Origin of the sequence: Streptomyces sp. NPDC051907 (assembly GCF_040681075.1) — a bacterium.
In the GTDB taxonomy this organism is placed as follows: Bacteria; Actinomycetota; Actinomycetes; order Streptomycetales; family Streptomycetaceae; genus Streptomyces.
The window spans coordinates 61461-84489 of record NZ_JBFAYB010000027.1 but is presented as its reverse complement, the minus strand read 5'-3'; the positions used below and the strand labels follow the sequence as shown (position 1 = coordinate 84489).

Genomic DNA, 23029 nt, shown 5'->3' with positions numbered 1-23029 from the left:
GGTCGAGCAGGGCAAGGCCAAGGAGGAGCTGGCGGAGACCGGCGCCGCCGAGACCACCTTCCTGCTCATCGGCGCCGCGACGATGATCGCCGGCGTACGTACGCCCGCCTTCAGTGCCTTCTTGCCGACGCCGATCGCCGCGTGGAGCGCCGCTCCCGTGGAGACTCCCGCGAAGATGCCCTCCTGCTGGAGCAGTTCGCGGGTGCGCGTGACCGCGTCCGCCGAGCCGACCGAGAAGCGGGTCGTCAGGACCGAGGCGTCGTACAGCTCCGGGACGAAGCCCTCGTCCAGGTTCCGCAGGCCGTAGACCAGGTCGTCGTAGCGCGGCTCCGCGGCGACGATCTTGATGTCGGGCTTGTTCTCGCGCAGGTAGCGGCCTACTCCCATCAGCGTGCCCGTCGTGCCCAGGCCCGCCACGAAGTGCGTGACCGAGGGGAGGTCGGCGAGGATCTCCGGGCCCGTCGTCGCGTAGTGCGCGCCCGCGTTGTCCGGGTTGCCGTACTGGTACAGCATCACCCAGGACGGGTTCTCCGCGGCGAGCTCCTTGGCCACGCGGACCGCCGTGTTCGAACCGCCCGCCGCGGGCGAGGGGATGATCTCCGCACCCCACATGGCGAGCAGCTGACGGCGCTCCTCGCTCGTGTTCTCGGGCATGACGCACACGATGCGGTAGCCCTTGAGCTTCGCCGCCATCGCCAGCGAGATGCCCGTGTTGCCGCTCGTCGGCTCCAGGATCGTGCAGCCCGGCGTCAGGCGGCCCGCCTTCTCCGCCTGCTCGATCATGTGGAGCGCCGGGCGGTCCTTGATCGAGCCGGTGGGGTTGCGGTCCTCCAGCTTGGCCCAGATCCGGACGTCGTCCGACGGGGACAGCCGCGGGAGGCGGACCAGCGGGGTGTTGCCGACCGCCGCCAGCGGGGAGTCGTAGCGCATGTCAGACCATGCCGCCGGCCACGGCCGGGAGGATCGTGACGCTGTCGCCGTCCGTGAGCTTGGTGGAGATGCCGTCCAGGAAGCGGACGTCCTCGTCGTTCAGGTACACGTTGACGAAGCGGCGCAGCTGGTCGCCGTTCGCCTTGTCGACGAGGCGCTCCCGGATGCCGCTGTGGCGGGTCTCGAGGTCGGCGAAGAGGTCGGCGAGCGTGTCGCCGCTGCCCTCGACGGCCTTCGCGCCGTCGGTGTAGGTGCGGAGGATGGTCGGGATGCGGACCTCGATGGCCATGGCGTGGGCTCCTGTCGGAAGGGCGGCGGGGTGCCGGGGGCATAGCGGGCGCGCGGCTCAGGCCCCCCGCGCAGGGGGTGGTGCGGTGGGTGCGCTGGACGGTCTGACCCGGTCAGAGCCCAGCGGGGGCCGTACACATCGCGCTGGCGAGGCGGCACAGGTCGACGTGCAGGCGCGCCACGAGCAGCACACAGCTCGGCGTCTTGTCGCTCACGTCGTGGAAAACCATGCGGTCATCGTATCGATTCCCTATCTGGGTTCCGGAATGTGATCTCGCATAATGGACCGCTTCTGCTCGCCAGGCGGACAGAAGGCGGGCGGCGGCCCTTCCGCGATCAAGCGTCGCAGGGCCGCCGGACAGGCCGTGACCTCGGCGTTCGCCTCGGCGGCGAGTACGAGGGCGACCCGCTCCCGGCCGCCGCCCGCCGGCCTCAGTACGCCTCGACGACCTTCACTTCCTCCTCCGTCACCACTCCCTCGACGATCCGGAAGGAGCGGAACTGGAAGTCGCCCGCTCCGTCGGCGTCCGCTGTGGAGACCAGGACGTAGTGCGCGCCGGGCTCGTTCGCGTACGAGATGTCCGTACGGGAGGGGTACGCCTCGGTCGCCGTGTGGGAGTGGTAGATGATCACCGGCTCCTCGTCGCGGTCGTCCAGCTCCCGGTAGAGCTTGAGCAGATCCGCCGAGTCGAACTCGTAGAACGTGGGCGAGCGGGCCGCGTTCAGCATCGGGATGTAGCGCTCGGGGCGGCCGGAGCCCTCGGGGCCCGCGACCATGCCGCAGGCCTCGTCGGGATGGTCGGCGCGGGCGTGCGCGACGATCTGGTCGTACAGGGCCTGGGTGAGGGTCAGCATGCGGATCAGGATAAGCAGAGGGGCCGGCCCGTACCGAAAGGTGGTACGGACCGGCCCGGATGCTGGACCGTCAGACGGTTAGACGTTCAGGCAGTCAGGCGGTCAGCGCTTGGCGAACGCGGCGCCCTGCGGGTTCCGCTTCTTCAGCGCCAGGTACGAGACGCCGAGGATCAGGCCCCACAGCGGCGCGCAGTACAGCGAGATCCTGGCGTCCTTGTCGATGCCCATCATCACGATGACCATGCCGATGAAGAGCAGTGCGAACCAGCTGGTGTACGGGGCGCCCGGCGCCTTGAAGGTCGACTGCGGCACCTCGCCGCGGTCCGCCTTGGCGCGGTAGCGGATCTGGCTGACCAGGATCATGATCCAGGCCCACATGCCGGAGATGGTCGCGAAGGAGACGACGTAGTTGAACGCCTCGCCCGGAGCCTTGTAGTTGATCCAGACGCCGACCAGCATCAGCGCGGCGGAGAAGGTCGTGCCGATCAGCGGCAGACCGTTCTTCGTCAGCTTGGTGAAGGCCTTCGGGCCCTGCCCGTTGAGCGCCAGGTCACGCAGCATGCGGCCGGTGGAGTACATGCCGGAGTTGCAGGAGGAGAGGGCGGCCGTCAGCACGACGAAGTTGACGATCGCGGCGCCGATGCCGAGGCCCATCTTCTCGAAGGCGGCGACGAACGGCGAGATCCCCGGCTGGAAGTGGGTCCAGGGCACCACCGACAGGATCATGATCAGCGCGCCGACGTAGAAGACGGCGATACGCCACGGAACGGTGTTGATGGCCTTGGGGAGGGTCTTCTCCGGGTCCTTGGACTCGCCGGCGGTGACGCCGACCAGCTCGACCGCGAGGAAGGCGAACATCACGAGCTGCAGGGTCATCAGCGTGCCGCCGAGGCCCTTGGGGAAGAAGCCGCCGTCGGCCCACAGGTGGGTGACGGACGCGGTGTCGCCGGCGTCGGAGAAGCCGATCGTGAGCACGCCGGCGCAGATCAGGATCATGCCGATGATGGCCGTCACCTTGACCATCGAGAACCAGAACTCCAGCTCGCCGAAGAGCTTCACGGAGATGAGGTTCGCGCCGTACAGGATGATGGTGAAGACCAGCGCCGAGAGCCACTGCGGAATGTCCCACCAGTACGTCATGTACGTGGCAGCCGCGGTGACTTCGGTGATGCCGGTGACAACCCAGAAGAGCCAGTACGTCCAGCCGGTGACGAAGCCCGCGAAGGGACCGACGAACTCACGCGCGTACTCGGCGAAGGATCCCGAGACGGGGCGGTACATGAGCAGCTCGCCCAGGGCCCGCATGATGAAGAAGATGACCAGGCCCGCAATGGCGTAGGCCAGGATGAGGCTGGGGCCGGCCTTGGAGATGCCCTTGCCCGCACCGAGGAAGAGACCGGTGCCGATGGCGCCGCCGATCGCGATCATCTGGATCTGACGGGCCCCCAGTCCGCGCTGGTAGCCCTCGTCCGCGCCGACCTCGGCCCCCGCGGCCTCATTGCCGTCGTGCTTGTCGACCTGCAGTGAGGTCATGGTGATGCGCCCTTTCTCCATGCTGACCCGCACGCGCCGCTGCTGCCGCGCCATTGCGGACCAGGTCCTGATCCCCCCGGATGTGGATGGAGTGCTGCCGGCGATCAGCCGGCACCAGCGCCCCCGGGAACATGGGTGGCGTGCCCGGCGGTCGTGAAGATTTATCACGCCGGAAACATGATCAACGGGAGGCTCTGTGGCCCCGGCCACAGCAAGAAGCGGACAAAGGGCGCCGGGCGCAGCAAACCAGGGCGTTGAGGTGACGTGATCGTTATCCGGATTTGAGTGTCCGCTGAGCGAACACTTCGGGACGCCGAGTAGTCGGCCGCGAGAAGTCCCGATTTCCGCCACTGGGCTCCGGGCCGGGCGCGGGCCGGCCGGGCCTCGGGACCGGCCGGGTGATCGTCGGCCCTCAGGAGCTCAGGGCCTCACGGCACCGCGACCAGGGCATCCAGGGCACTCAGGTCGCCCGGGCGCCGGACCCTCAGGACATCAGCGTCTCGACGAGCGTCTCCTGGAGCGCGCCGAGCCAGAGGTAGGCCATCACCATGGGCTTGCGCGGATCGGAGTCGGGCAGCCGGTAGAGCGCGCCGTTCTCGTCCTCGTCGCTGACCTCCAGGCGGGTGCCGATGGTCAGGCGCAGGTCGTTGAGCGCGCCGAGCCAGTGCCGTGAGTCGTCGGCGGTCAGCTTGAGCACGGCCCCGCCCTCTCCGACGGCGGTGAGCGAGTCGAGCGTGCGGATGACGGCGAGGGCGTCCTCGCGCTTGCGGGAGCGCAGGTCCTTCTCGGTGAAGCGGCGGAACTCGGCGGAGGCCGCGCGCAGTTCGTCGTCCGCCTCGTCGGCGTCCGGCCCCCCGTACGCCTCCGGGAAGAGCCGGGCGAGCGCGGGGTCCGAGGGCGGCTCGCTGGGGCCCTCGGCGAAGAGCGCGGCCAGCGGGTCCTCGCCCTCGACCGGCTCGTCGCCGGGGCCGATCAGCTCGAGGAGCTGGACGGACAGCGAGCGCAGGATCGAGATCTCGACCTCGTCGAGCGCGACGGCGGCGCCGCCGCCCTGGACGGCCTCGAAGTGCCCGGCCATCAGTTGCGGTCCTGGGAGAGCGTCGCCCACAGTCCGTAGCCGTGCATCGCCTGCACGTCACGCTCCATCTCCTCGCGGCTGCCGCTGGAGACGACCGCGCGTCCCTTGTGATGGACGTCGAGCATCAGCTTGTGCGCCTTGTCCTTGGAGTAGCCGAAATAGGCCTGGAAGACATAGGTGACGTAGCTCATCAGGTTGACCGGATCGTTGTGGACGAGCGTCACCCAGGGCACATCCGGCTCGGGTACGGCAAAGGTCTCCTCCGCCGACTCAGGGCGTTCGATCTCTGTGGGAGCAACACTCACCTGGTCCATGCTGCCACTCAGAGGGGCTCAACGCACAAACGGGCCTTAGCCGTCGCCCACATCTCGTCAGTTTGACGAGATGTGGTGGTAGCATCCTCGGTATGAACCCTGCGGACCTTGGGCTGCCGGTGGACGTTCCGTCGACAGCGCTCTTCACGGATCAGTACGAGCTCACGATGCTCCAGGCGGCACTGCGGTCCGGCACGGCCGACCGGCGCTCCGTCTTCGAGGTCTTCACCCGCCGGCTGCCCGAGGGGCGGCGGTACGGCGTGGTGGCCGGCACCGGCCGGGTGCTGGACGCCGTCGAGAACTTCCGCTTCGACCCGGGCGTGCTGGGCTTCCTGCGCGAGCGGGACATCGTCGACGAGCCGACGCTGGAGTGGCTCGCCTCCTACCGCTTCCGCGGCGACGTCTGGGGCTACCCGGAGGGCGAGGTGTACTTCCCCGGCTCGCCGATCCTGCGGGTCGAGGGCTCCTTCGCCGAGTGCGTGCTGCTGGAGACCGTGATCCTGTCGATCCTCAACCACGACTCGGCCATCGCCGCGGCGGCCTCGCGCATGTCGGCGGCGGCGGGCGGGCGCAAGCTCATCGAGATGGGGGCCCGGCGCACCCACGAGCTCGCCGCGGTCGCCTCGGCGCGGGCGGCGTACGTCGGCGGCTTCGACTCCACCTCCGACCTCGCGGCCGGCTTCCGCTACGCCATCCCGACGGTCGGCACCAGCGCGCACGCCTTCACCCTGCTCCACGACAGCGAGCGCGACGCCTTCCAGGCGCAGGTCGCTTCACTCGGTCGGGGGACGACGCTGCTGGTCGACACGTACGACGTGGCGGAGGCGGTGCGCACGGCCGTGGAGATCACGGGTCCGGAGCTGGGCGCGGTACGGATCGACTCCGGGGACCTGCTGCTGGTGGCGCACCGGGTGCGGCAGCAGCTGGACGAGCTGGGCGCGACGAACACCAAGATCGTGGTGACGTCCGATCTGGACGAGTACGCCATCGCGTCGCTGGCGGCGGCGCCGGTCGACGCGTACGGAGTCGGAACGCAGCTGGTCACCGGCAGCGGACACCCCACCTGCTCGATGGTCTACAAGCTGGTGGCGCGCGCCCGCTCGGCCGACCCGAAGGCGCCGCTGGAGCCGGTGGCGAAGAAGTCCATGGGCGCGAAGTCGTCGATGGGCGGGCGCAAGTGGGCCGCGCGGCGGCGGGACGCGGAGGGGGTCGCCGAGGCGGAGGTGATCGGCCTGGACGCGGTCCCCGCCGACCTGATCGACCACCAGCTGCTCGTGGAGCTGGTCAAGGGCGGCGAGGTGGTCGCGCGCGAGCCGTTGGACGCGGCCCGGGAGCGGCACACCGCGGCGCGGGCGGCGCTGCCGATGTCGGCGATCCAGCTGTCGAAGGGCGAGCCGGTGATCGGGACGGAGTACGTGTGAGCGCTACGGGGCACACGGGTCAGGGCGCCGCGTGGCGGCGCGCCCGGCCGCGAACCCGCTGCGAAGCCCTCTCCCCCGGGGCCGCGCGAGTCTCTAGGCTCAGTACACCCGCTCGCCAGATCTGCCGTATCTGCCATATCTAAGGAAGCCCGCCATGCATCGCGCCTTGATCGTCGTGGACGTTCAGAACGACTTCTGCGAAGGCGGCAGCCTCGCGGTGGCGGGCGGCGCCGATGTCGCTGCCGCCATCACGGACCTGATCGGCCAGGCCCAGCCCGGCTACCGCCATGTCGTCGCGACGCGTGACTGCCACATCGAGCCCGGCGACCACTTCTCCGACGCCCCGGACTACGTCCGCTCCTGGCCGGTCCACTGCGTCGCGGGCACGGAGGGCGTCGGCTTCCACCCCAACTTCGCGCCGGCGGTGGCGTCGGGGGCGATCGACGCGGTCTTCGACAAGGGCGCGTACGCGGCGGCGTACAGCGGCTTCGAGGGCGCGGACGAGAACGGCTCGACGCTGGCGCAGTGGCTGCGGGAGCGGGACGTCAGCGAGGTCGACGTGGTCGGCATCGCGACGGACCACTGCGTCCGAGCGACGGCCCTGGACGCGGCGCGCGAGGGCTTCCGCACGCACGTCCTGCTGGACCTGACGGCGGGGGTGGCGGAAGAGACGACGGACAGAGCGCTGGAGGAGATGCGGGGGGCGGGGGTCGAGCTCACGGGCAAGCCGGTGGTCTGAGCGAGCCGGCGATTGAGGCGCGCGCATTCAGCCTCGCCGGCGTTTGAGGCGCGGGGTCCGGGGCAGAGCCCCGCGGGCCGCCCGCACAGGGCACGTCACCGTTGCCCCGGGGGGCTACGCCCCCGTACGGCCTTCGGCCGTGTCCTCAATCGCCGGACGGGCTGAAAATCCAGCCCCGCCGGCGTTTGAGGCGCGGGGTCCGGGGCGGAGCCCCGCGGGCCGCCCGCACAGGGCACGTCACCGTCGCCCCGGGGGGCTACGCCCCCGTACGCCCTTCGGGCGTGTCCTCAATCGCCGGACGGGCTGAATGGTCGGGGCGCGGGGTCCGGGGCAGCGCCCCGCGGGCCGCCCGCGCAGGGCATGTCACCCCCGTACGGTCTACGGCCGTGTCCTCACGCTCCGGACGGGCTGAAATCGCTCCCGCTCCTCGCCGGTCTCAGCAGCGCTCGTATCGGGTGCCAGAGGCTCCCGCCGTCCCCCGGCGTCTCGCGCCAGAGGAGGCCGTCGGGGTGGTGCAGGACCGCTGTGATCTCGTCCGGGGTCGGCGGCTCCGCGTTCCCCCGCAGATAGACCGCCCGCAGGCCCAGATTCCGCAGCCTCGTCAGCGCCCGCGCCCGGTTCTGCGCGTGGACCAGGAAACGGACCGTGCCGCCGGTCGTCGACGCCGGATTCGGCAGGCTCAAAGCGACCACCACGCTGCCGTTCGGCAACTTGCAGAAACCTCCGCCGGGCATGCAGAACCACTCCCCCGTGAGATGGCATGTCAATAAGGTCTGTCTAGACGCACCTAAACACGATCGGCCGCCGCCCGCTAGAGGGCGACGGCCGATCATGCTCTGACCTGCGAGAACGCAAATTACTTGGTCGACGGACCGACCTTCACCGTGATCGTCTGGCCGTTCGACGGCTCCTTGACGATCGCGATCTTGGTGTTGGTGTCAGTTACCTGGACGCCGCCGGTCGGGTTCTCCTTGAACCAGTAGACGCCCTTGCGGTCGTCGAAGACCGGGTTCCCCGCCTGCGGCTTGATCCGCAGCGGGACGTCCGCGTTGTGCAGCGTGAAGCCGTCGGTGCGGAACCGGCTGAACGTCGAGTCGAAGGACTGCACCTTGTTCCGGAGCAGCTTGCCGTCCGCCCAGGTGAGCGGCTTGGCGTGCGCGTCCACCGGAAGGACCAGACCCTTGCCCGGGTGGGCGCTGGTGTTGTTGTCCTTCTGCGAGGTGTCCCAGAGCCAGACCAGCAGGCCGTTCTGGTACGGGTAGTGCTCGACCCAGCCGTCCTTCGGCGCCTTGAAGCCGAAGTTGTACGGGCCGACCTTGAGCGTCGTGTCGTACGAGACGTACTGACGGTTCTCCGCCAGGTAGTACTGCTCGTACTCCTTGGTGAAGGACTCGCCGATGCGGGAGAAGCCCTTCGACGTCCAGCCCGCCGCCTCGTTCTCGGCGTTGTCCGAGAAGACCGGGGCGCCGTCGGCGTTGATCGTGATCGAGTCCGCCGCGAAGCCCTTGCCGCCCGCGCCGCCGTCCGTCTGGTAGCGGAAGCGGACGTCGACCTTCTTGCCCGCGTACGCGTCCAGCGAGTAGACGAGCTTCTTGTACGCGCCCGAGACGCCCGTCAGCGCCGGCTTGTCGCCCGCGTCACGGGTGATCGCCTTGCCGTCCGCCGTGCCGTCCACCGGCGTCCAGTTGGCGCCGCCGTCCGTCGACACCTCGGCGTAGAGGTAGTCGTAGTTGGCCTCGATGTCCCACCAGCCCGAGAGCTCGAGGGAGGCCTTGGACTTGCCGGTGAGGTCGACCGAGCGCGACAGCGTGTTCTTGAGGTCGTCGCCCATGTCGCTCCACCACTGCTTGGAGCCCTCCGCGGGCTTCGCGACAGTCGTGGTGACCGGCTTCTTCGGCAGCTCGACGACGAGCGCCTGCGGGTTCTTGGTGTTGTACGCCGACACACCCAGCGTGTGGGTGGACTTCGTCGCCGCCTTGCCCTTGGTGTAGTTGAGCCAGCCCAGCTGCAGCTTGTCCCAGGCGCTCATGTCGCCCGGCAGGTCGCCGATGGAGTCCTTGCCGGTGCCGAGCCAGGAGCCCGCCGACATCAGGGACCAGAAGCCGGTGCCGTTCTCGCCCTTGCCCGAGGTGTCGTACAGGTCGGGCAGGCCCAGGTCGTGGCCGTACTCGTGGGCGAAGACGCCGAGGCCGCCGTTCTCCGGCTGCATCGTGTAGTCGCCGACCCAGATGCCGGTGGAGCCGATCTGGGTGCCGCCGGACTTGTTGTTCGACGGGCCGGTCTTGCCGGCGTCCGTGCCGTAGGCGTACCAGCGGTGCGCCCACAGAGCGTTGGTTCCCTCGGCGCCGCCGCCGGCCGACTCGTCCTCGCCCGCGTGGACGATCTGGAAGTGGTCGATGTAGCCGTCGGACTCGTTGAAGTTGCCGTCGCTGTCGAAGTCGTACCGGTCCCACTGGTCGTACTGGGACAGGTCGGCCTTGATCTGCGCGTCCGTGCGGCCCTTGGCCTTCTGGTCGGCGACCCAGGCGGTGACGCCGTCCTTGACCGTGTCCCAGACGTTGGCGCAGTTGGTGTCGCCGCAGTAGTTGGAGCCGTAGCGGGCCTCGTTGTAGTCGACCTTGACCCAGTCGGAGACCTTGCCCTCGACCGAGTAACGGCCGGAGGAGGTCTTCTCGTAGTAGGTCTTCAGCGACTGCTTCTGCTGGCCCTTCTTATCCTTGCCGGTACCGAAGTACAGGTCCTGGAAGTGCTGCTGGTTGTAGTCCGCCTGCCAGGCCGTCGAGTTGTCCTTCGCACGGTCAGGCTTGGCGATCTTGTTGTGCAGCGGGCCGGGGCTGCCGCCGTACTTCTTGACCGGCTGCTCGGGTCCGTCGGGACCGTCCGGGTCGAACATCGTGGTGTCGTCGACCTTGTCGCCGAACTCCACCAGGATCGTGAAGATCTTGTCGGTCTTCTCCCGGCCGAGCTCGACGTACTTCTTGTCGTCGAGCTTGACCACGTTGGACGCGCCGCGCTTCTGCACGGTCGCGTCCCCGGATATGACCTGCTCCAGCGCGGCCTTGCGCTGCTGCTCCTGCTGCTTGCTGTACGGGCCCTCGAGGTCGTGGTCGACATGGGCCTTGTCGACCGCTCCGGGCGCCGGGTCGTGGCGCTCGATGCCGGCCGCCGGGTCCGCGGACTTCTGGCCTCCGGCCTGGGCGCTCGTGAAGGCCGAGGCCGTCGCGGTGGTCGCGGCCAGAGCCACGAGAACCGCGGACGCTCTGAGCGTCCGTCGCTTGCTGGTCACTTGATGGTGTCCTCCCCCGCGCTCCGTCGCCAGCGGACCGAATGTGGGGTGTCCGCGCGCGGAGTCGCGTCACAAGTGACGACATTCGACCGGAGTTGCCGGAGAAAAGACAGACCTTGACTTGCGCAGGCCAACTGCACTATGCAGGAGCTCAGTTCCGGAATCCGGACATCGGGCAATCGGGACAACAGGCGCATCGAATCGAGCGTTTGGCCGATCGAATGACTCCGTGCGCCCCCTTTGCTCCGGCACCGTGTGTTAGGTCACGCTTACCGGCGGTTCCTCTCGGGCATCCACCGTCGTAGAGTCACTTGACAGTGCGCCCAAGTTGAGAGACACCCCCTGACCACGTCCCGAGGACGGATACCGTCATGCCGCGTCCGACTCCCGCACAGCTTGCCTACGGTTCGGCCACCGTCGTCTTCTCGACCCTCGCCCTGTTGCTGCTCACCCGCACGACCCATGGCGTCGGAGTCGCCGCCATAGGAGTCGCCTCGATGCTGCTCGGCCTGCTGGTCGCCGTGGCGCTGCCCATGAGCCGGAGCGCGCGCCAGGCGAGGGCGGACAGCGCGGCGCGCCCGACGCGGGGGCGCCGGGACGACGCCGCCGTCTCGGCTGCGGCCTCCGCCGACGGGCTGACCACCCGCGTTGCCCCGGCCCGCTCGCGTGCGGGCGGCGAGGTCCGCGTCGCAGCCCGGTCGCTACGCCGCTGACACCACCACCGTCTTGCCCGCCTTGTCGTGCAGACCCTGCTTATAGGGCTTGTCGCTGATGATCGTGATGATGATGACGAGCCACCAGACGCAGAAGCAGCAGACGAGGGCGGGGATCCACAGCACCGCGGCGCGGAGCAGCGAGGAGCTGGCGTCGGGCACGCTGCCGTCGTTGAGCATGGCGACGCGCAGCTTCAGCAGGCGCTTGCCGAGCGTCTGACCGCCGCTCCGGGTGACCATGATCGTGTCGTAGCCGACGTACGCGACGAGCGAGATCAGCGACCAGATCCACTGCCGACCGGTGTTCATCTGGTTGGCGATGTCGTCCCAGCCGTCGTCGCCGTCGGTCGTGACGTCCCAGCCGCCGAAGGCCAGCGAGATCAGGAACAGCGGCACGAAGATGATCAGTGCGTCGATGATGCGCGCGAGCAGCCGTTTGCCGAAGTCGGCGAGCGGCGGCATCCCGGCGAGGGGGTCGGGGCCGTAGGGGCCGCTGCCGTAGCCGCTCGCGTCGTACGGAGGGGGCTGACCGCCGCCGGAGCCGTAGGGGCCGCCGCCCGGGCCGTACGGGGAGCCGGGCGGAGGCCCGCCCTGGCCGCCGGGGGGAGGTCCGGGAGGGGGCGTGCCCTCGCCGCCGGGGGGAGGCCAGCCGCCGCCCTGTCCGCCCGGCGCGGGCCCCTGGGGGCTCTGCGGGGGCTCCTGGGAGCCGCCGGACGGAGGCGGTGAGGGCTCCTGCGGCTTCTTCAGGAACGGGTCGTCCTCGGGCGGCTCGCCCGGCGTCGGCTGATCATGGCTCATGGGGGCAGTGGAACCCGCCCCGAGGGGCCCCGCAACGGCTCGGGCGCCGTTCGGGGGACCCCCGAATGCGCGGTCAGCCGGTCACGAAGGTGTGCGCCGTCTTGTCGTGCCAGCACTGCCGCCACGGGCGGTCGAACAGGCACCACAGCACGTTGAGCAGCCCGACCGCCACGATGCCGAGAACGCCGTAGACGAGCCAGCGGCGCAGCGCGGCCCCGAAGGGCGGCGGCTCGTGGGACTCGATGTCCAGGACGCTCAGGCCGCAGACCTTCTTGCCGAGCGTGCGGCCCCACTTGGCGGTGGGCAGCGCCTCGTAGAGCACGCCGAGGACGAGCAGCGCGCCCAGGACGATGCCGAGGTGGCCGGCGGTGGTGGCGTCGACCAGCCAGACGGTGACCGTCTCGCCCGACTGCTTGGCCGCCTCGATCTTCTCGTCGATGTGTGCGCGCGCCTGGGACAGGACGGGCACGGCGACGGCCCCGACGAGGGCGCCGAGGACCACGGTGTCGATGAGCCGGGCCGCGAGCCGCTTGCCGAGGGAGGCGGGCCTGGCGTCCGCCTGGGCCTGGGCGGCGGCCAGGAACGGGTCGTTGACCGGCGGCTTCCAGGGGACGACGGGCGGCTCCGCCTCGCCCGGGCCGCCCTGGCCGGTTCCGGCGAGCTGGCGCACCTGCTGCGGCCAGGACGCGGCCCCGCCGCCGGGGCCGTTGGTCATGGGCTGCTGGGACTGCGCGGGCGCCTGCGGCTGCTGCTGCTGGGTCTGGGGGCCCTGCTGCTGGGTCTGGGGCCCCTGCTGGGGCTGCGCGGGAGAGGGGGCCTGGGGCTGCGGGCGGCGCTGGCCCGGGGGCTGCGGCTGCTGGGTCTGCGGCTGCGGGGGCTGCGGCTGCGCGGTCGGGGCCGAGGAGGCGCCCGGGGTCATCGTCCGGATCGTCATGGTGCCGTCCGCGGGCGGCTGCGCCTGTGCCTGCGACTGGGCCTGTGCTTTCGCCTGGGCCTGCGCCGCGTTGGCGCCGGCCCGCAGGGCGCGAATGGTGACGGTGCCCTCGGTCGGCGGCCGCTGGTCCGCCGGAGCGTCAGGCGGGGTGCTGCCGGAGCGCTGTGGGCGGATGACGGCCGTGCCGTCCGCGGGCGGCTCGGCGCCGCCGGACGGGCCCGTCGACCGTACGCCGGGCAGCGCTCCGCCCGTCGGGTCGAGCGCTCGGCGCGGGTCGGCCGGCGCCGCGGCGGCTCGGGGGTCCTGGGCGCCGGCGCGCGGATCGGGCGAACCGCCGCCCCACGAGACGCGGTTGTCGCGGTCGCCGCCGAAGCCGGTCTGCCGCGAGGTGTCGGCCTGCCAGGCGGTGGCGGGCTCCGGGCGGGACGGCTCGTCGGTCGGCTCCTCGTCGAGGAAGACCGGGCCCGTCTCCTCGAGCGGCGAGGGGTCCAGGGACGAGGCCTGCGAGGGCACGCTCCCCGAACTCGCGTGCGGCGCCGCGGGCATGGCCTCGCCCGTCTTCGGCGCGGGACGGCTCGTGCCGGGCACCCAGGCCGCTCCGTTCCAGTACCGGACATATCCAGGAATGGACGGATCCGGGTAGTAGCCGGGCGCGGGGCTGCCGTCGCCGGCCGCCGGGGTTGGGGCGCTCATCACCGTGGTCCCGTATCTGCTCGAGCCTCTATTCAGGGCTCCACATCTATCAGACGCTCGCGCACCCCTGGGCCCGTCCTTCGGTAACGACCACTTTCCGGTCACCGTCCCACCACAGAAAGTTGCTGCCCGAAGTCGCGTCATAGCCGCGCGGGAGCGCGCTCTGTGTCGGTAACGGCCTCGCTCCCGGGGCCGCGTGCCGCACCGCGCGCCGAGCGGTGGAGCGGTACCGAGAACGGCAGAGAAGGGAAGCGACCTCATGCACTCCGTCGTGGAACGCGAGCTGGAGCTCACGCTGGTGCTGTCGCCCGAGCGCAGCATCCCCGTCCCCGCCCGGCTTTCCTACCGCACCGACGACCCGTACGCCGTCCACATCTCCTTCCATGTCGGCTCCGACAGCCCGGTCAACTGGACCTTCGCCCGAGAACTGCTGGTCGAGGGCGTGTTCCGGCCCTGCGGCGACGGCGACGTCAAGGTCTGGCCGACCAAGGTCGACGGCCGCGGCGTGATCCTGATGGCGCTCAGCTCCCCCGACGGGGACGCGCTGCTGGAGGCGTCCGCCGCGGTGGTCTCGGCTTGGCTGGAGCGGACGCTGCGGGCGGTCCCGCCGGGCACCGAGTCCGAGCAGCTGGGCATCGACGAAGGTCTCGCCGAGTTGCTCGCGCCCTCGCTGGGGCGGGTCGACGAGCTGTGGCTGGAAGGGCCCGCCGCCGTGCCGCCGTCGGACGAGTCGTCGGAGAGAGAGAACTGAAGCGGGAGGATGAGAACCGGAGCGGCGGGCGGGCCGATGCGGTCAGTCGACGACGTACGTGTGCGTGATGAACTCGATGGAGTGCCCGTCGGGGTCGTCGATGTACACCCCTCGGCCGCCGAAGTGGTGGTTGATCCGCTGGGGCTGCGCGTGCACGGGGTCGGCCCAGTAGGGCAGTTCGCGCGCGGTGATCCGCGCGAAGATCTCGTCGAACTCGTCCTCCGAGACCAGGAAGGCCAGATGCTGGGAGGTGATCTCGCCGGACGCGTCGAGGTAGTCGAGGGTGACTCCGCCGTCCAGCGGGAGGCTGGCGAAGGGTCCGAAGGGCTTGGGCTCTGGCTCCCCGATGAGCTCGGCGAGGAAGCGGGCGCCGGCGAACCTGTCGCGGGACTGGACGATGGTGTGATCAAGTCGTGCGGGCACGGCTCCTCCTGTGAAGCGGGCGAGGCGGCTGCTGGATCGGCCTCTCCTCTCACGCTAGGCGGGCAGCCGCGCCCCGACCATCGGGCTTTCGCCTTACGTCCCCGGGACCAGCGTTATCCGGTCAGACCGGAGGACGTCCCGGGCCGGGGACCGAGGCGCCGCGGGGCGCGGACCGAGGTGTCGCGGGGGCGCCGGGCAGGCACGGGGGCCTGAGCCAGCACGGACCGAGGCGCCGCAGGCTGCCGGACAGGCACCCCGCCCTAGAAGAGCTTGCCGGGGTTGAGGATGCCCAGCGGGTCGAAGGCATCCTTGATGGAGCGCTGCAACTCCACGCCCACCGGCCCCAGTTCGCGTGCCAGCCACTCCTTCTTCAGCACGCCGACGCCGTGCTCGCCGGTGATCGTGCCGCCCAGCTCCAGGCCCAGGGCCATGATCTCGTCGAAGGACTCGCGGGCCCGCCGGGACTCGTCCGCATCGGTGTGGTCGAAGCAGACGACGGGGTGGGTGTTGCCGTCGCCGGCGTGCGCGCAGACCCCGATGACCAGGTCGTACTTCTCCGCGATCGCGGCCGTCCCCTCGATCATCGCGCCGAGCCGGGAGCGCGGCACGCAGACGTCGTCGATCATCGTGGCTGATTTGACCGTCTCCAGGGCGGTGAGCGACAGCCTGCGGGCCTGGAGGAGGAGTTCGGACTCGGCGACGGTGTCGGCGGGGACGACCTCGGTGGCGCCCGCCGCGGCGCACAGCTCGCCGACGGCCGCGAGATCGGCCGCCGGGTCCGGGGTGTCGAAGGCGGCGAGCAGCAGCGCCTCGGTGGTGGCCGGCAGCCCCATGTTCGCCATCGCGTTGACGGCGTGGACGGTCGTACGGTCCATGATCTCCAGGAGCGAAGGGGTGTGGCCGCGCTCCATGATCGCGCAGACGGCCTCGCAGGCCGCGGCGGCCGAGTCGAACTCGGCGGCGAGGACCAGCTGCTCGGGCGGCTGCGGCCGCAGCGCCAGCACCGCCTTGACGACGATGCCGAGGCTGCCCTCGGAGCCGACGAAGAGCCGGGTCAGGTCGTAGCCGGCGACGCCCTTGGCGGTGCGCCGGCCGGTGCTCAGCAGGCGCCCGTCGGCGAGGACGACCTCCAGGCCGAGGACGTACTCCGCGGTCACCCCGTACTTCACACAGCACAGACCGCCGGACGCGGTGCCGATGTTCCCGCCGATGGTGCACATCTCCCAGCTGGAGGGGTCCGGCGGGTAGTACAGGCCGTGCTCGTTGACGGCGCGGGAGAGCACGGCGTTGACGACGCCCGGCTCGACGACGGCGATCCGGTCGACCGGGCTGATCTCCAGGATCCTGTCCATCTTGGTCAGCGAGAGCACGATGCAGCCGTCCGAGGCGTTCGCGGCGCCGGACAGGCCGGTGCGGGCGCCCTGCGGCACGACGGGGACGCGCAGCGCGGTCGCCGTGCGCATCACGTGCTGCACCTGCTCGACGGTGCGCGGCAGGACCACGACGGCGGGATCGCCCGCCTCGCAGAAGCTCGCCATGTCGTTGGCGTAGGCGGCCGTGACGTCGGGGTCGGTGATCAGGGCCTCGGCCGGCAGTCCGGCGCGGAGCCGGTCCAGGAGTTCGTCCATGATCCCAGCGTCGCACCAGGGGCCATCGGTGTGAACCCGTCCGCCTTCCGCCCGGCGAGGCCGACGGCGTTCTTCGTATTGACTGGGCGCTGACGCACAGTGAGCGCCATGAAGAGCGAATCCCTGAAGAACGCCGCGGTCGGCTCGCTCGTCGGCGCGACGCTGGTGACCGGCGTGATCTTCCTCGCCCCCGGCTGGGCCCAGGACCCCACGCCGCCCGCGCCGGGTCCGGCCGCACGCGCGCGGGCCGCCGTGGGCACAGGGGCGGCGGCCTCTCTCGGCGATCTGAACGCGCTCATCCGCGACCGGGAGAAGTGGCTGCGCAAGCATCCCCGTGACGAGGAGTCATGGGCGGTGCTGGGGTCGGCGTACCTGGAGCGCGGCAGCCGGCTCGCCGACACGGCGTACTACCCGAAGGCGGAGGTCGCGCTGCGGCGGTCGCTGGAGGCGGTGCCCGCCGACAAGGGCAACGTCGAGGCGGTGGTGGGGCTGGCGGCGCTGGCCAACGCCCGCCACGACTTCGCCGAGGGCCGCTCGCTGGGCGAGTTCGCGAAGAAGCTGAAGCCGAAGGCGTGGACGGCGTATCCGGCGCTGATCGACGCGTACAACGGGCTCGGCGACTACAAGTCGGCGGGCAAGGCCCTCGACAGGCTCCAGAAGCTGCACTCGGGTCCGTCGGTGCAGGGGCGCACCGCCGAGGTCTACCGCGACCTGGGCTGGCGCGAGGACGCGGCGGCGACGGCGCACGACGCGATGGCGCGGGCCCAGGCCCCGGAGGAGAAGGCGACCGCGCTGCACCGCCTGGGCGAGCTGGCCTGGGAGCGCGGCGAGCCCGTCGAGGCGGCGGGGCACTTCAACGCGGCGCTGCGCGCGTCGCGCGGACACCACCCGTCCCTGGCGGGCCGGGCGAGGGCGCTGGCGGCGCAGGGCCGCACGGACGAGGCGCTCCGCGACTACCAGGCGGCCCTCGCGAAGGCGCCGCTGCTCGAGTACGCGCTGGAAGCGGGCGAGCTGTACGAGTCGCTGGGCCTGGACGGGGACGCGCGCACGCAGTACGAGCTGCTCCAGACGCGGGCGGCACGGGCGGCGGGGCACGGGGTGAACGAGGAGCTGGTGCTGGCCCGCTACGAGACGGAGCACGGGGACCCGGAGTCGGCGGTGGGCAGACTCCAGGCCGAGTGGCGGCTGGGCCATCGCAGCGTCTACGTCATGGACGCGATGGCGTGGGCGCTGTACCGGTCGGGGAGGGCGGAGGAGGCGCTGCCGTTCGCGAAGAAGGCGACGGACATGGGGATGCGGGACGCGGTGTTCGCGTACCACCGCGGCGAGATCGAGCGCGCCCTCGGCCTGTACGGCGCGGCGCGCCGCCACATCGGGGAGGCGCTGCGCACGAACCCGTACTTCTCTCCGCTGCTCGCCCCGCTGGCGAGGGCGACGCTGACGGACCTCGGCGAGCCGCCGGAGGGGGGCCCGCGGAAGGTGGTGGGCGACGAGCCGGATCCGACGCCTACGCCGAGGCAGTCGACGTCGTCGGCGCCCTCGCGGCGGGAGCCGTCGCCGACGTCCTCGTCGGGCACGGGCACGGGTTCGGGCACGGGCGCGGGCGCGGGGCAGGCCCCGGTCCAGCCCGCCCCCGCACGGACGTCGACGCCCGCGGAGCCGCCACGCACGACACAGCCCACCCGCCGGTGGGAGCCGTCGCCGGGGGCGGGTGCTGGGACGGGGACGGGGACGGGGTCGAGCGGGTGGTCGTCGGGGCCGGGGGCCTCTCCCCAAGCCCGCCCCGTCCCGTAACTGTGGGCTCCGCCCCCAGACCCCCTGTACGGCCTCCGGCCGTGTCCTCAATCGCCGGACGGGCTGGGTTTCCCCGGCGATTGAGTCGAGGGGGCGCGGGGACAGGTCCCCCAATCCAGCCCCGCCGGCGTTTGAGGCGCGGGGTCCGGGGCAGAGCCCCGCGGGGAGGCGGAGTCAGCAGGCGTAGCCCGAGGTCACAGGTTCCCGCGCTTCTCCTGCTCCCGCTCGATCGCTTCGAAGAGCGCCTTGAAGTTGCCCTTGCCGAAGCCCATCGAGCCGTGGCGCTCGATCATCTCGAAGAAGACCGTCGGGCGGTCCTGGACCGGCTTGGTGAAGATCTGCAGCAGGTAGCCGTCCTCGTCGCGGTCGACGAGGATCTTCAGCTCGCGCAGGGTCTCGACGGGCACCCGGGTCTCGCCGGCCCACTCGCCGAGGGTGTCGTAGTACGAGTCGGGCGTGTCGAGGAACTGGACGCCGGCGGCCCGCATGGAGCGCACGGTCGCCACGATGTCGTTCGTGGCCAGCGCGATGTGCTGGACGCCCGCGCCGCCGTAGAACTCCAGGTACTCGTCGATCTGCGACTTCTTCTTCGCGATGGCCGGCTCGTTGATCGGGAACTTGACCTTGAGCGTGCCGTCCGCGACGACCTTCGACATCAGCGCCGAGTACTCGGTGGCGATGTCGTCGCCCACGAACTCCTTCATGTTCGTGAAGCCCATGACCTTGTTGTAGAAGGCCACCCACTCGTTCATCTTGCCGAGCTCGACGTTGCCGACGCAGTGGTCGATGGCCTGGAAGGTCCGCTTGGCCGGCGGCTCGACGATCGGGTCGGCGGCGACGTAGCCGGGCAGGTACGGGCCGTCGTAGCCGGAGCGGTCGACGAGGGTGTGCCGGGTCTTGCCGTACGTCGCGATGGCCGCGAGGACGACGGTGCCGTGCTCGTCCTTGACCTCGTACGGCTCGGTGACGCCGCGGGCGCCGTGCTCGGTGGCGTACTTGTACGCGGCCCGCGCGTCCGGCACCTCGATGGCGAGGTCGATCACTCCGTCGCCGTGCTCGGCGACGTGCTCGGCGAGGAAGGCGCCCCAGTCCGTGGACTGCTTGACGACGGAGGTGATGACGAAGCGCGCGCCGCCGTTCTGCAGCACGTAGCTCGCGGTCTCGCGGCTGCCGGTCTCCGGGCCGGAGTAGGCGACGAGCTTCATGCCGAAGGCCGTGGAGTAGTAGTGGGCGGCCTGCTTGGCGTTGCCGACAGCGAAGACGACCGCGTCCATTCCCTTGACCGGGAAGGGATCGGCCTCGCGCGCGGTGGTCGGGGAGGGATGGGTGATCAGCGTGTTGTCTGCCATGACGGCAGGCTCCACCCGATCCACAAGGTGCGCAATAGTTCGTGATTCCTCTGGGCAATCTGCACAGTCGAGGAGCAGGATGGCGGTGCTATCTGTACAGGATGACCATCTAGGAGGCGGACATGTCGATCGATCATCTGGACGGTCGCCTCATCGTGCTGCTGGCACGCGAGCCGCGTATCGGCGTACTGGAGGCGTCCCGCCGTCTGGGGGTCGCGCGCGGCACGGTCCAGGCGCGGCTGGACCGCCTTCAGTCGAACGGCGTCATCCGCGGCTTCGGTCCAGACGTCGACCCGGCGGCGCTCGGCTACCCCGTCACGGCGTTCGCGACGCTGGAGATCAAGCAGGGTCAGGGCGCGGACGTACGCGCCCATCTGGCCACGGTCCCCGAGGTGCTGGAGCTGCACACCACCACCGGCCACGGCGACATGCTCTGCCGGCTCGTCGCCCGCTCCAACGCCGACCTCCAGCGGGTGATCGACCGCGTCGTCGGCTTCGAGGGCATCGTGCGAGCCTCCACGGCGATCGTCATGGAGAACCCGGTCCCCCTGCGGATCATCCCGCTGGTGGAGCAGGCGGCGGAGGACCAAGACGCCTGAGGGACTCCGACTTGCAAAGAACTCATTGCAAAAAAGCGTTGCAAAGCAATCTTTGCAAGCCTACCTTTGCATCATGGCCGAGCACGAAGCACACAAGAACTTCCGCCCGCTCGACCCGCGCTCCCTGCGCGGCCTCGCCCACCCCCTCCGGATACGTCTGCTCATCACGCTCCGGCACGACGGACCGTCCACCGCCTCCCAACTGGCCGACAAGCTGGGCGAGTCCAGCGGGGCGACCAGTTACCACCTGCGCCAGCTCGCCGCCCACGGCTTCGTCGAGGACGACCCCGAGCGCGGCAAGGGCCGGGAGCGCTGGTGGAAGGCGGCCGCGGAGGGCACGACCTTCGACGATTCGCTGTACAACGACCCCGATCCGGCGGTGCGCGGCGCCGTGGACCTCTTCCTGCACGAGATCGCGACCCACCACACGCAGGAGGTGGGGACCTGGCTCGGCACCGCACACGAATGGTCTGAGGAGTGGCGCCGAAGCTCGGACCTGAGCGACTTCACCCTGCGACTGACGCCCGAGCAGGCACACGAGCTGAACGAGAAGCTCCATGAGCTGATCGAGGGCTACCGGGCTGCGGGGCCCGCGGACGCCGAGAGCGCGGCCCAGGTCCGCCTGCATCTGCACTCCTTCCCGCGCTCCACCACCTGACCGAGGGGATCCAACGGACATGCACGCCGACATACACCTCAGCCTCCACGCGGCACGCTCCGCCGAGCTCCAGGCCGACGCGGAACGCTCCGCCGTCGCGCCCACCAGCCCGCCCACCGACAGCCTCCGCACTCAACTCGGCTGGAAGATGGTCGAGTTGGGCCTGCACCTCGTGCAGCAGCAGAAGCAGCCCGCGCGTACCGTCCTCGCGATATGAGCGCGGAGCGGCGGCGCGCTCCCCTGGCCGCCGTGCTGACGGCCAACGCCGTCTCGATCACCGGCAACTCGCTCACCCACATCGGCGTCCCGTGGTTCGCGCTGGAGACCACGGGCAGCGCCGCCAAGGCGGGCTTAGTCGCCTTCTGCGCGACCCTGCCCGTCGTCGTCTCCGCGCTGACCGGCGGCCCGGTCATCGACCGCCTCGGCCGCCGCCGGGTCTCCATCGCCTCCGACCTCGTCTGCGCGCTCGCCCTCGCCACGATTCCGCTGCTCCAGCGCGCGGGGGCGCTGGAGTTCTGGATGCTCTGCGCGCTGATGGGAGTCACCGGCCTCTTCCACGCACCGGGCGAGACCGCGCGCTACGTCCTCATCCCCGACCTCGCGACCGCCGCCGGCACGAGCCTGTCCCGGGCGGCGAGCCTGTTCGACGCGGTCTCGCGCGGGGCGCGCATGGCGGGGGCGGCGCTCGCGGGCCTGCTGATCGCGTTCGTCGGCGCGGAGACCGTACTGCTGCTGGACGCGGCGACGTTCGGCGGCTCGGCGCTGCTGGTCTTCGTCGGCGTACGGAGGCTGAGCGCGGCCGACCCCAAGCCGTCGGCGCCCATCACCCTCGCCGCGTACCGGACCGATCTGCGCGAGGGCTTCGTCTTCCTCCTGCGCACCCGCCTGCTGCTGGCGGTCATGCTGCTGGTCCTGCTCACCAACGGCCTGGACCAGGGCTGGAGTTCGGTGCTGCTGCCCGTGCACGCCAAGGAGGAGCTGGGCGGGGCGAGCCGGCTCGGCCTGCTGGTCGCGGTCTTCGGCGGCTGCGCGCTGCTGGGTGCGCTGGCCTACGGGGCGATCGGGCACCGCTTCCCCCGCCGGGGGCTGTTCACGGTCGCGTTCCTGCTCTGCGGGATGCCCAAGTTCGCCGTCGCGGCGCTGACGGACGGCACGGCGCCGCTCGCGGTCACGATGGCGGTGGGCGGTCTGGGGGCCGGAATGCTGAACCCGATCCTCACCACCGTGATGTACGAACGCGTCCCCGAGGACCTGCGCAGCCGCGTCGCCGGCGTGTCCACGGCGGTCGTCCTGGTCACCACCCCGCTGGGCGGTCTGGCGGCGGGCTTCCTCATCGAGCAGACCGGCCTGACGACCGCGCTGCTCGCCTTCGGCGGGCTCTACCTGGCGGGGACGCTGGGCCCGGCGGTGTTCCCGTCCTGGCGCGACCTGGACGCGCCAGCGCCCCTCGTCAGCAGCTCGGCACCTTCCCGCCCTTCTCCAGAGCCCGCAGCGAGTCCACCGCGCCCTTGAGCGTGGTGACGGGGATCAGCTGCATGCCCTGGGGAAGCTCGGCCTGAGCGTCGGAGCACTCCCCCTTCGGCACCAGGAACACGGTCGAGCCGTCGCGCGCGGCGGCCTGCGTCTTCAGCGAGACGCCGCCGACGGCTCCGACCTCGCCGTCGGCGGTGATCGTTCCCGTACCGGCGATATTGCGTCCGCCGGTGAGATCGCCGCCGGCGCCGTCGCCGTCGAGCTTGTCGACGATGCCGAGCGAGAAGAGCAGCCCGGCGCTGGGCCCGCCGATGTCGGCGAGGTGGAGGCTGACCTTCACCTTCTTGGGGTCCTCGCCCAGATAGGAGAGCGCGGCGGTGGTGGCGGAGTCCTGGGACTTCTCCATGTCCTGGAGGTTGCGCTCGGCGACCTCGTCGTCGGACTTGCCGGGCGGATAAACGGTGTCGCGCGGCAGGACCGCGCGGTCGGTGCGGAACCACGCGTCGACGACGTCGCCGAGATCCACGTCGGCGGACGGCCCGGTCGCCACGATGGTCGTCATCCGCAGCTGGCCCTTGGTCTCACGGGTCGGCGCGCCGGAGATGGTGATCACCGGGTCGCCCTTGACGTCGCCCAGCACATTGGCGGTGCTGCCGGGCTGCGCCAGGGCGTACGGCAGCGGCGCGAGCCCGGCGACGACGAGGAGGCCGACGACGGGGAGGGCGCAGAGGGCGAGGGCGCGGGGGCGCGTGAGACGGGAGAGCACGGTGTC

General features: G+C 70.9%; 24 protein-coding genes. 9 read left to right on the top strand and 15 right to left on the bottom strand.

Features of this window, described 5'->3' with window-relative positions; genetic code table 11:
- From AB0M39_RS17180 to clpS, 7 genes are all read right to left on the bottom strand, one after another.
- The coding region (locus AB0M39_RS17180; protein ID WP_365364991.1) for a cysteine synthase at positions 1-930 on the bottom strand (930 nt) is incomplete at its 3' end.
- 1 nt (position 931) lies between these two features.
- Positions 932-1219 carry a MoaD/ThiS family protein gene (locus AB0M39_RS17175; RefSeq protein ID WP_365364989.1) on the bottom strand — a complete coding sequence of 96 codons (288 nt, stop codon included), beginning with the start codon at positions 1217-1219 and terminating at the stop codon, positions 932-934.
- 112 nt (positions 1220-1331) lie between these two features.
- Complete coding sequence (locus AB0M39_RS17170; protein WP_365364987.1) at positions 1332-1448, bottom strand: putative leader peptide; 117 nt, start codon at positions 1446-1448, stop codon at positions 1332-1334.
- A 202-nt stretch (positions 1449-1650) separates the two neighbouring features.
- Positions 1651-2073 (bottom strand): M67 family metallopeptidase, encoded by a 423-nt coding sequence (locus AB0M39_RS17165; RefSeq protein ID WP_365364985.1) that lies wholly within the window; start codon positions 2071-2073, stop codon positions 1651-1653.
- A gap of 102 nt (positions 2074-2175) precedes the next feature.
- Positions 2176-3606: an amino acid permease gene (locus AB0M39_RS17160; RefSeq protein ID WP_365364983.1), complete on the bottom strand. Its 1431-nt coding sequence runs from the start codon at positions 3604-3606 to the stop codon at positions 2176-2178.
- A 484-nt stretch (positions 3607-4090) separates the two neighbouring features.
- On the bottom strand, positions 4091-4684 hold the full coding sequence (locus AB0M39_RS17155; protein ID WP_365364981.1) for a DUF2017 domain-containing protein: 594 nt from the start codon (positions 4682-4684) through the stop codon (positions 4091-4093).
- Positions 4684-4998, bottom strand: coding sequence for an ATP-dependent Clp protease adapter ClpS (gene clpS / locus AB0M39_RS17150; RefSeq protein WP_365364979.1), 315 nt, complete (start codon positions 4996-4998; stop codon positions 4684-4686). Before clpS ends, AB0M39_RS17155 begins: the two co-directional genes overlap by 1 nt.
- A gap of 92 nt (positions 4999-5090) precedes the next feature.
- Here clpS and AB0M39_RS17145 point away from each other — a divergent pair, with 92 nt between their 5' ends.
- Complete coding sequence (locus AB0M39_RS17145; protein WP_365364977.1) at positions 5091-6419, top strand: nicotinate phosphoribosyltransferase; 1329 nt, start codon at positions 5091-5093, stop codon at positions 6417-6419.
- Between the two features lie 154 nt (positions 6420-6573).
- Positions 6574-7158 (top strand): isochorismatase family protein, encoded by a 585-nt coding sequence (locus AB0M39_RS17140; protein WP_365364975.1) that lies wholly within the window; start codon positions 6574-6576, stop codon positions 7156-7158.
- Between the two features lie 392 nt (positions 7159-7550).
- Here the strand turns inward: AB0M39_RS17140 and AB0M39_RS17135 are convergent, their stop codons facing one another.
- Together AB0M39_RS17135 and AB0M39_RS17130 are read right to left on the bottom strand one after the other, a co-directional pair.
- Positions 7551-7892, bottom strand: coding sequence for a hypothetical protein (locus AB0M39_RS17135; protein ID WP_365364973.1), 342 nt, complete (start codon positions 7890-7892; stop codon positions 7551-7553).
- Between the two features lie 122 nt (positions 7893-8014).
- Positions 8015-10444, bottom strand: a complete 2430-nt coding sequence (locus AB0M39_RS17130) for an immune inhibitor A domain-containing protein (RefSeq protein ID WP_365364971.1) — start codon at positions 10442-10444, stop codon at positions 8015-8017.
- 371 nt (positions 10445-10815) lie between these two features.
- Between AB0M39_RS17130 and AB0M39_RS17125 the strand changes: the two genes are divergently transcribed.
- Positions 10816-11157: a hypothetical protein gene (locus tag AB0M39_RS17125; RefSeq protein WP_365364969.1), complete on the top strand. Its 342-nt coding sequence runs from the start codon at positions 10816-10818 to the stop codon at positions 11155-11157.
- Here AB0M39_RS17125 and AB0M39_RS17120 read toward each other — a convergent pair.
- On the bottom strand, positions 11146-11955 hold the full coding sequence (locus AB0M39_RS17120; RefSeq protein WP_365364966.1) for an RDD family protein: 810 nt from the start codon (positions 11953-11955) through the stop codon (positions 11146-11148). The genes AB0M39_RS17125 and AB0M39_RS17120 overlap by 12 nt on opposite strands.
- A gap of 73 nt (positions 11956-12028) precedes the next feature.
- Entirely contained in the window at positions 12029-13582 is a 1554-nt protein-coding gene (locus tag AB0M39_RS17115; protein ID WP_365364964.1) for an RDD family protein, read from the bottom strand.
- Positions 13583-13841: 259 nt separating this feature from the next.
- Here AB0M39_RS17115 and AB0M39_RS17110 point away from each other — a divergent pair, with 259 nt between their 5' ends.
- The gene (locus AB0M39_RS17110; RefSeq protein ID WP_365364962.1) at positions 13842-14333 is read left to right on the top strand and encodes an SsgA family sporulation/cell division regulator; all 492 of its coding nucleotides are present in this window, start codon (positions 13842-13844) and stop codon (positions 14331-14333) included.
- Positions 14334-14375: 42 nt separating this feature from the next.
- On the opposite strand, the gene AB0M39_RS17105 is transcribed toward AB0M39_RS17110, so the two are convergent.
- Positions 14376-14756, bottom strand: coding sequence for a VOC family protein (locus AB0M39_RS17105; protein WP_365364960.1), 381 nt, complete (start codon positions 14754-14756; stop codon positions 14376-14378).
- Between the two features lie 260 nt (positions 14757-15016).
- Positions 15017-16384, bottom strand: coding sequence for an FAD-linked oxidase C-terminal domain-containing protein (locus tag AB0M39_RS17100; RefSeq protein ID WP_365364958.1), 1368 nt, complete (start codon positions 16382-16384; stop codon positions 15017-15019).
- Positions 16385-16492: 108 nt separating this feature from the next.
- On the opposite strand from AB0M39_RS17100, the gene AB0M39_RS17095 reads away from it, so the two are divergent.
- Complete coding sequence (locus AB0M39_RS17095; RefSeq protein ID WP_365364956.1) at positions 16493-18178, top strand: hypothetical protein; 1686 nt, start codon at positions 16493-16495, stop codon at positions 18176-18178.
- A 194-nt stretch (positions 18179-18372) separates the two neighbouring features.
- Here the strand turns inward: AB0M39_RS17095 and hppD are convergent, their stop codons facing one another.
- Positions 18373-19527, bottom strand: a complete 1155-nt coding sequence (gene hppD / locus AB0M39_RS17090; protein ID WP_365364954.1) for a 4-hydroxyphenylpyruvate dioxygenase — start codon at positions 19525-19527, stop codon at positions 18373-18375.
- Between the two features lie 122 nt (positions 19528-19649).
- Here hppD and AB0M39_RS17085 point away from each other — a divergent pair, with 122 nt between their 5' ends.
- The 4 genes from AB0M39_RS17085 (at position 19650) to AB0M39_RS17070 (ending at position 22296) form a co-directional block, all read left to right on the top strand.
- The gene (locus tag AB0M39_RS17085; RefSeq protein ID WP_365364952.1) at positions 19650-20126 is read left to right on the top strand and encodes an Lrp/AsnC family transcriptional regulator; all 477 of its coding nucleotides are present in this window, start codon (positions 19650-19652) and stop codon (positions 20124-20126) included.
- 73 nt (positions 20127-20199) lie between these two features.
- Positions 20200-20784 carry a winged helix-turn-helix domain-containing protein gene (locus tag AB0M39_RS17080; protein WP_365364950.1) on the top strand — a complete coding sequence of 195 codons (585 nt, stop codon included), beginning with the start codon at positions 20200-20202 and terminating at the stop codon, positions 20782-20784.
- A 19-nt stretch (positions 20785-20803) separates the two neighbouring features.
- Positions 20804-21001 (top strand): hypothetical protein, encoded by a 198-nt coding sequence (locus tag AB0M39_RS17075; RefSeq protein WP_365364948.1) that lies wholly within the window; start codon positions 20804-20806, stop codon positions 20999-21001.
- On the top strand, positions 20998-22296 hold the full coding sequence (locus tag AB0M39_RS17070; protein ID WP_365364945.1) for an MFS transporter: 1299 nt from the start codon (positions 20998-21000) through the stop codon (positions 22294-22296). Before AB0M39_RS17075 ends, AB0M39_RS17070 begins: the two co-directional genes overlap by 4 nt.
- On the opposite strand, the gene AB0M39_RS17065 is transcribed toward AB0M39_RS17070, so the two are convergent.
- On the bottom strand, positions 22235-23023 hold the full coding sequence (locus AB0M39_RS17065) for a S16 family serine protease (protein WP_365364943.1): 789 nt from the start codon (positions 23021-23023) through the stop codon (positions 22235-22237). The genes AB0M39_RS17070 and AB0M39_RS17065 overlap by 62 nt on opposite strands.
- Between the last annotated feature and the right edge of the window lie 6 nt (positions 23024-23029).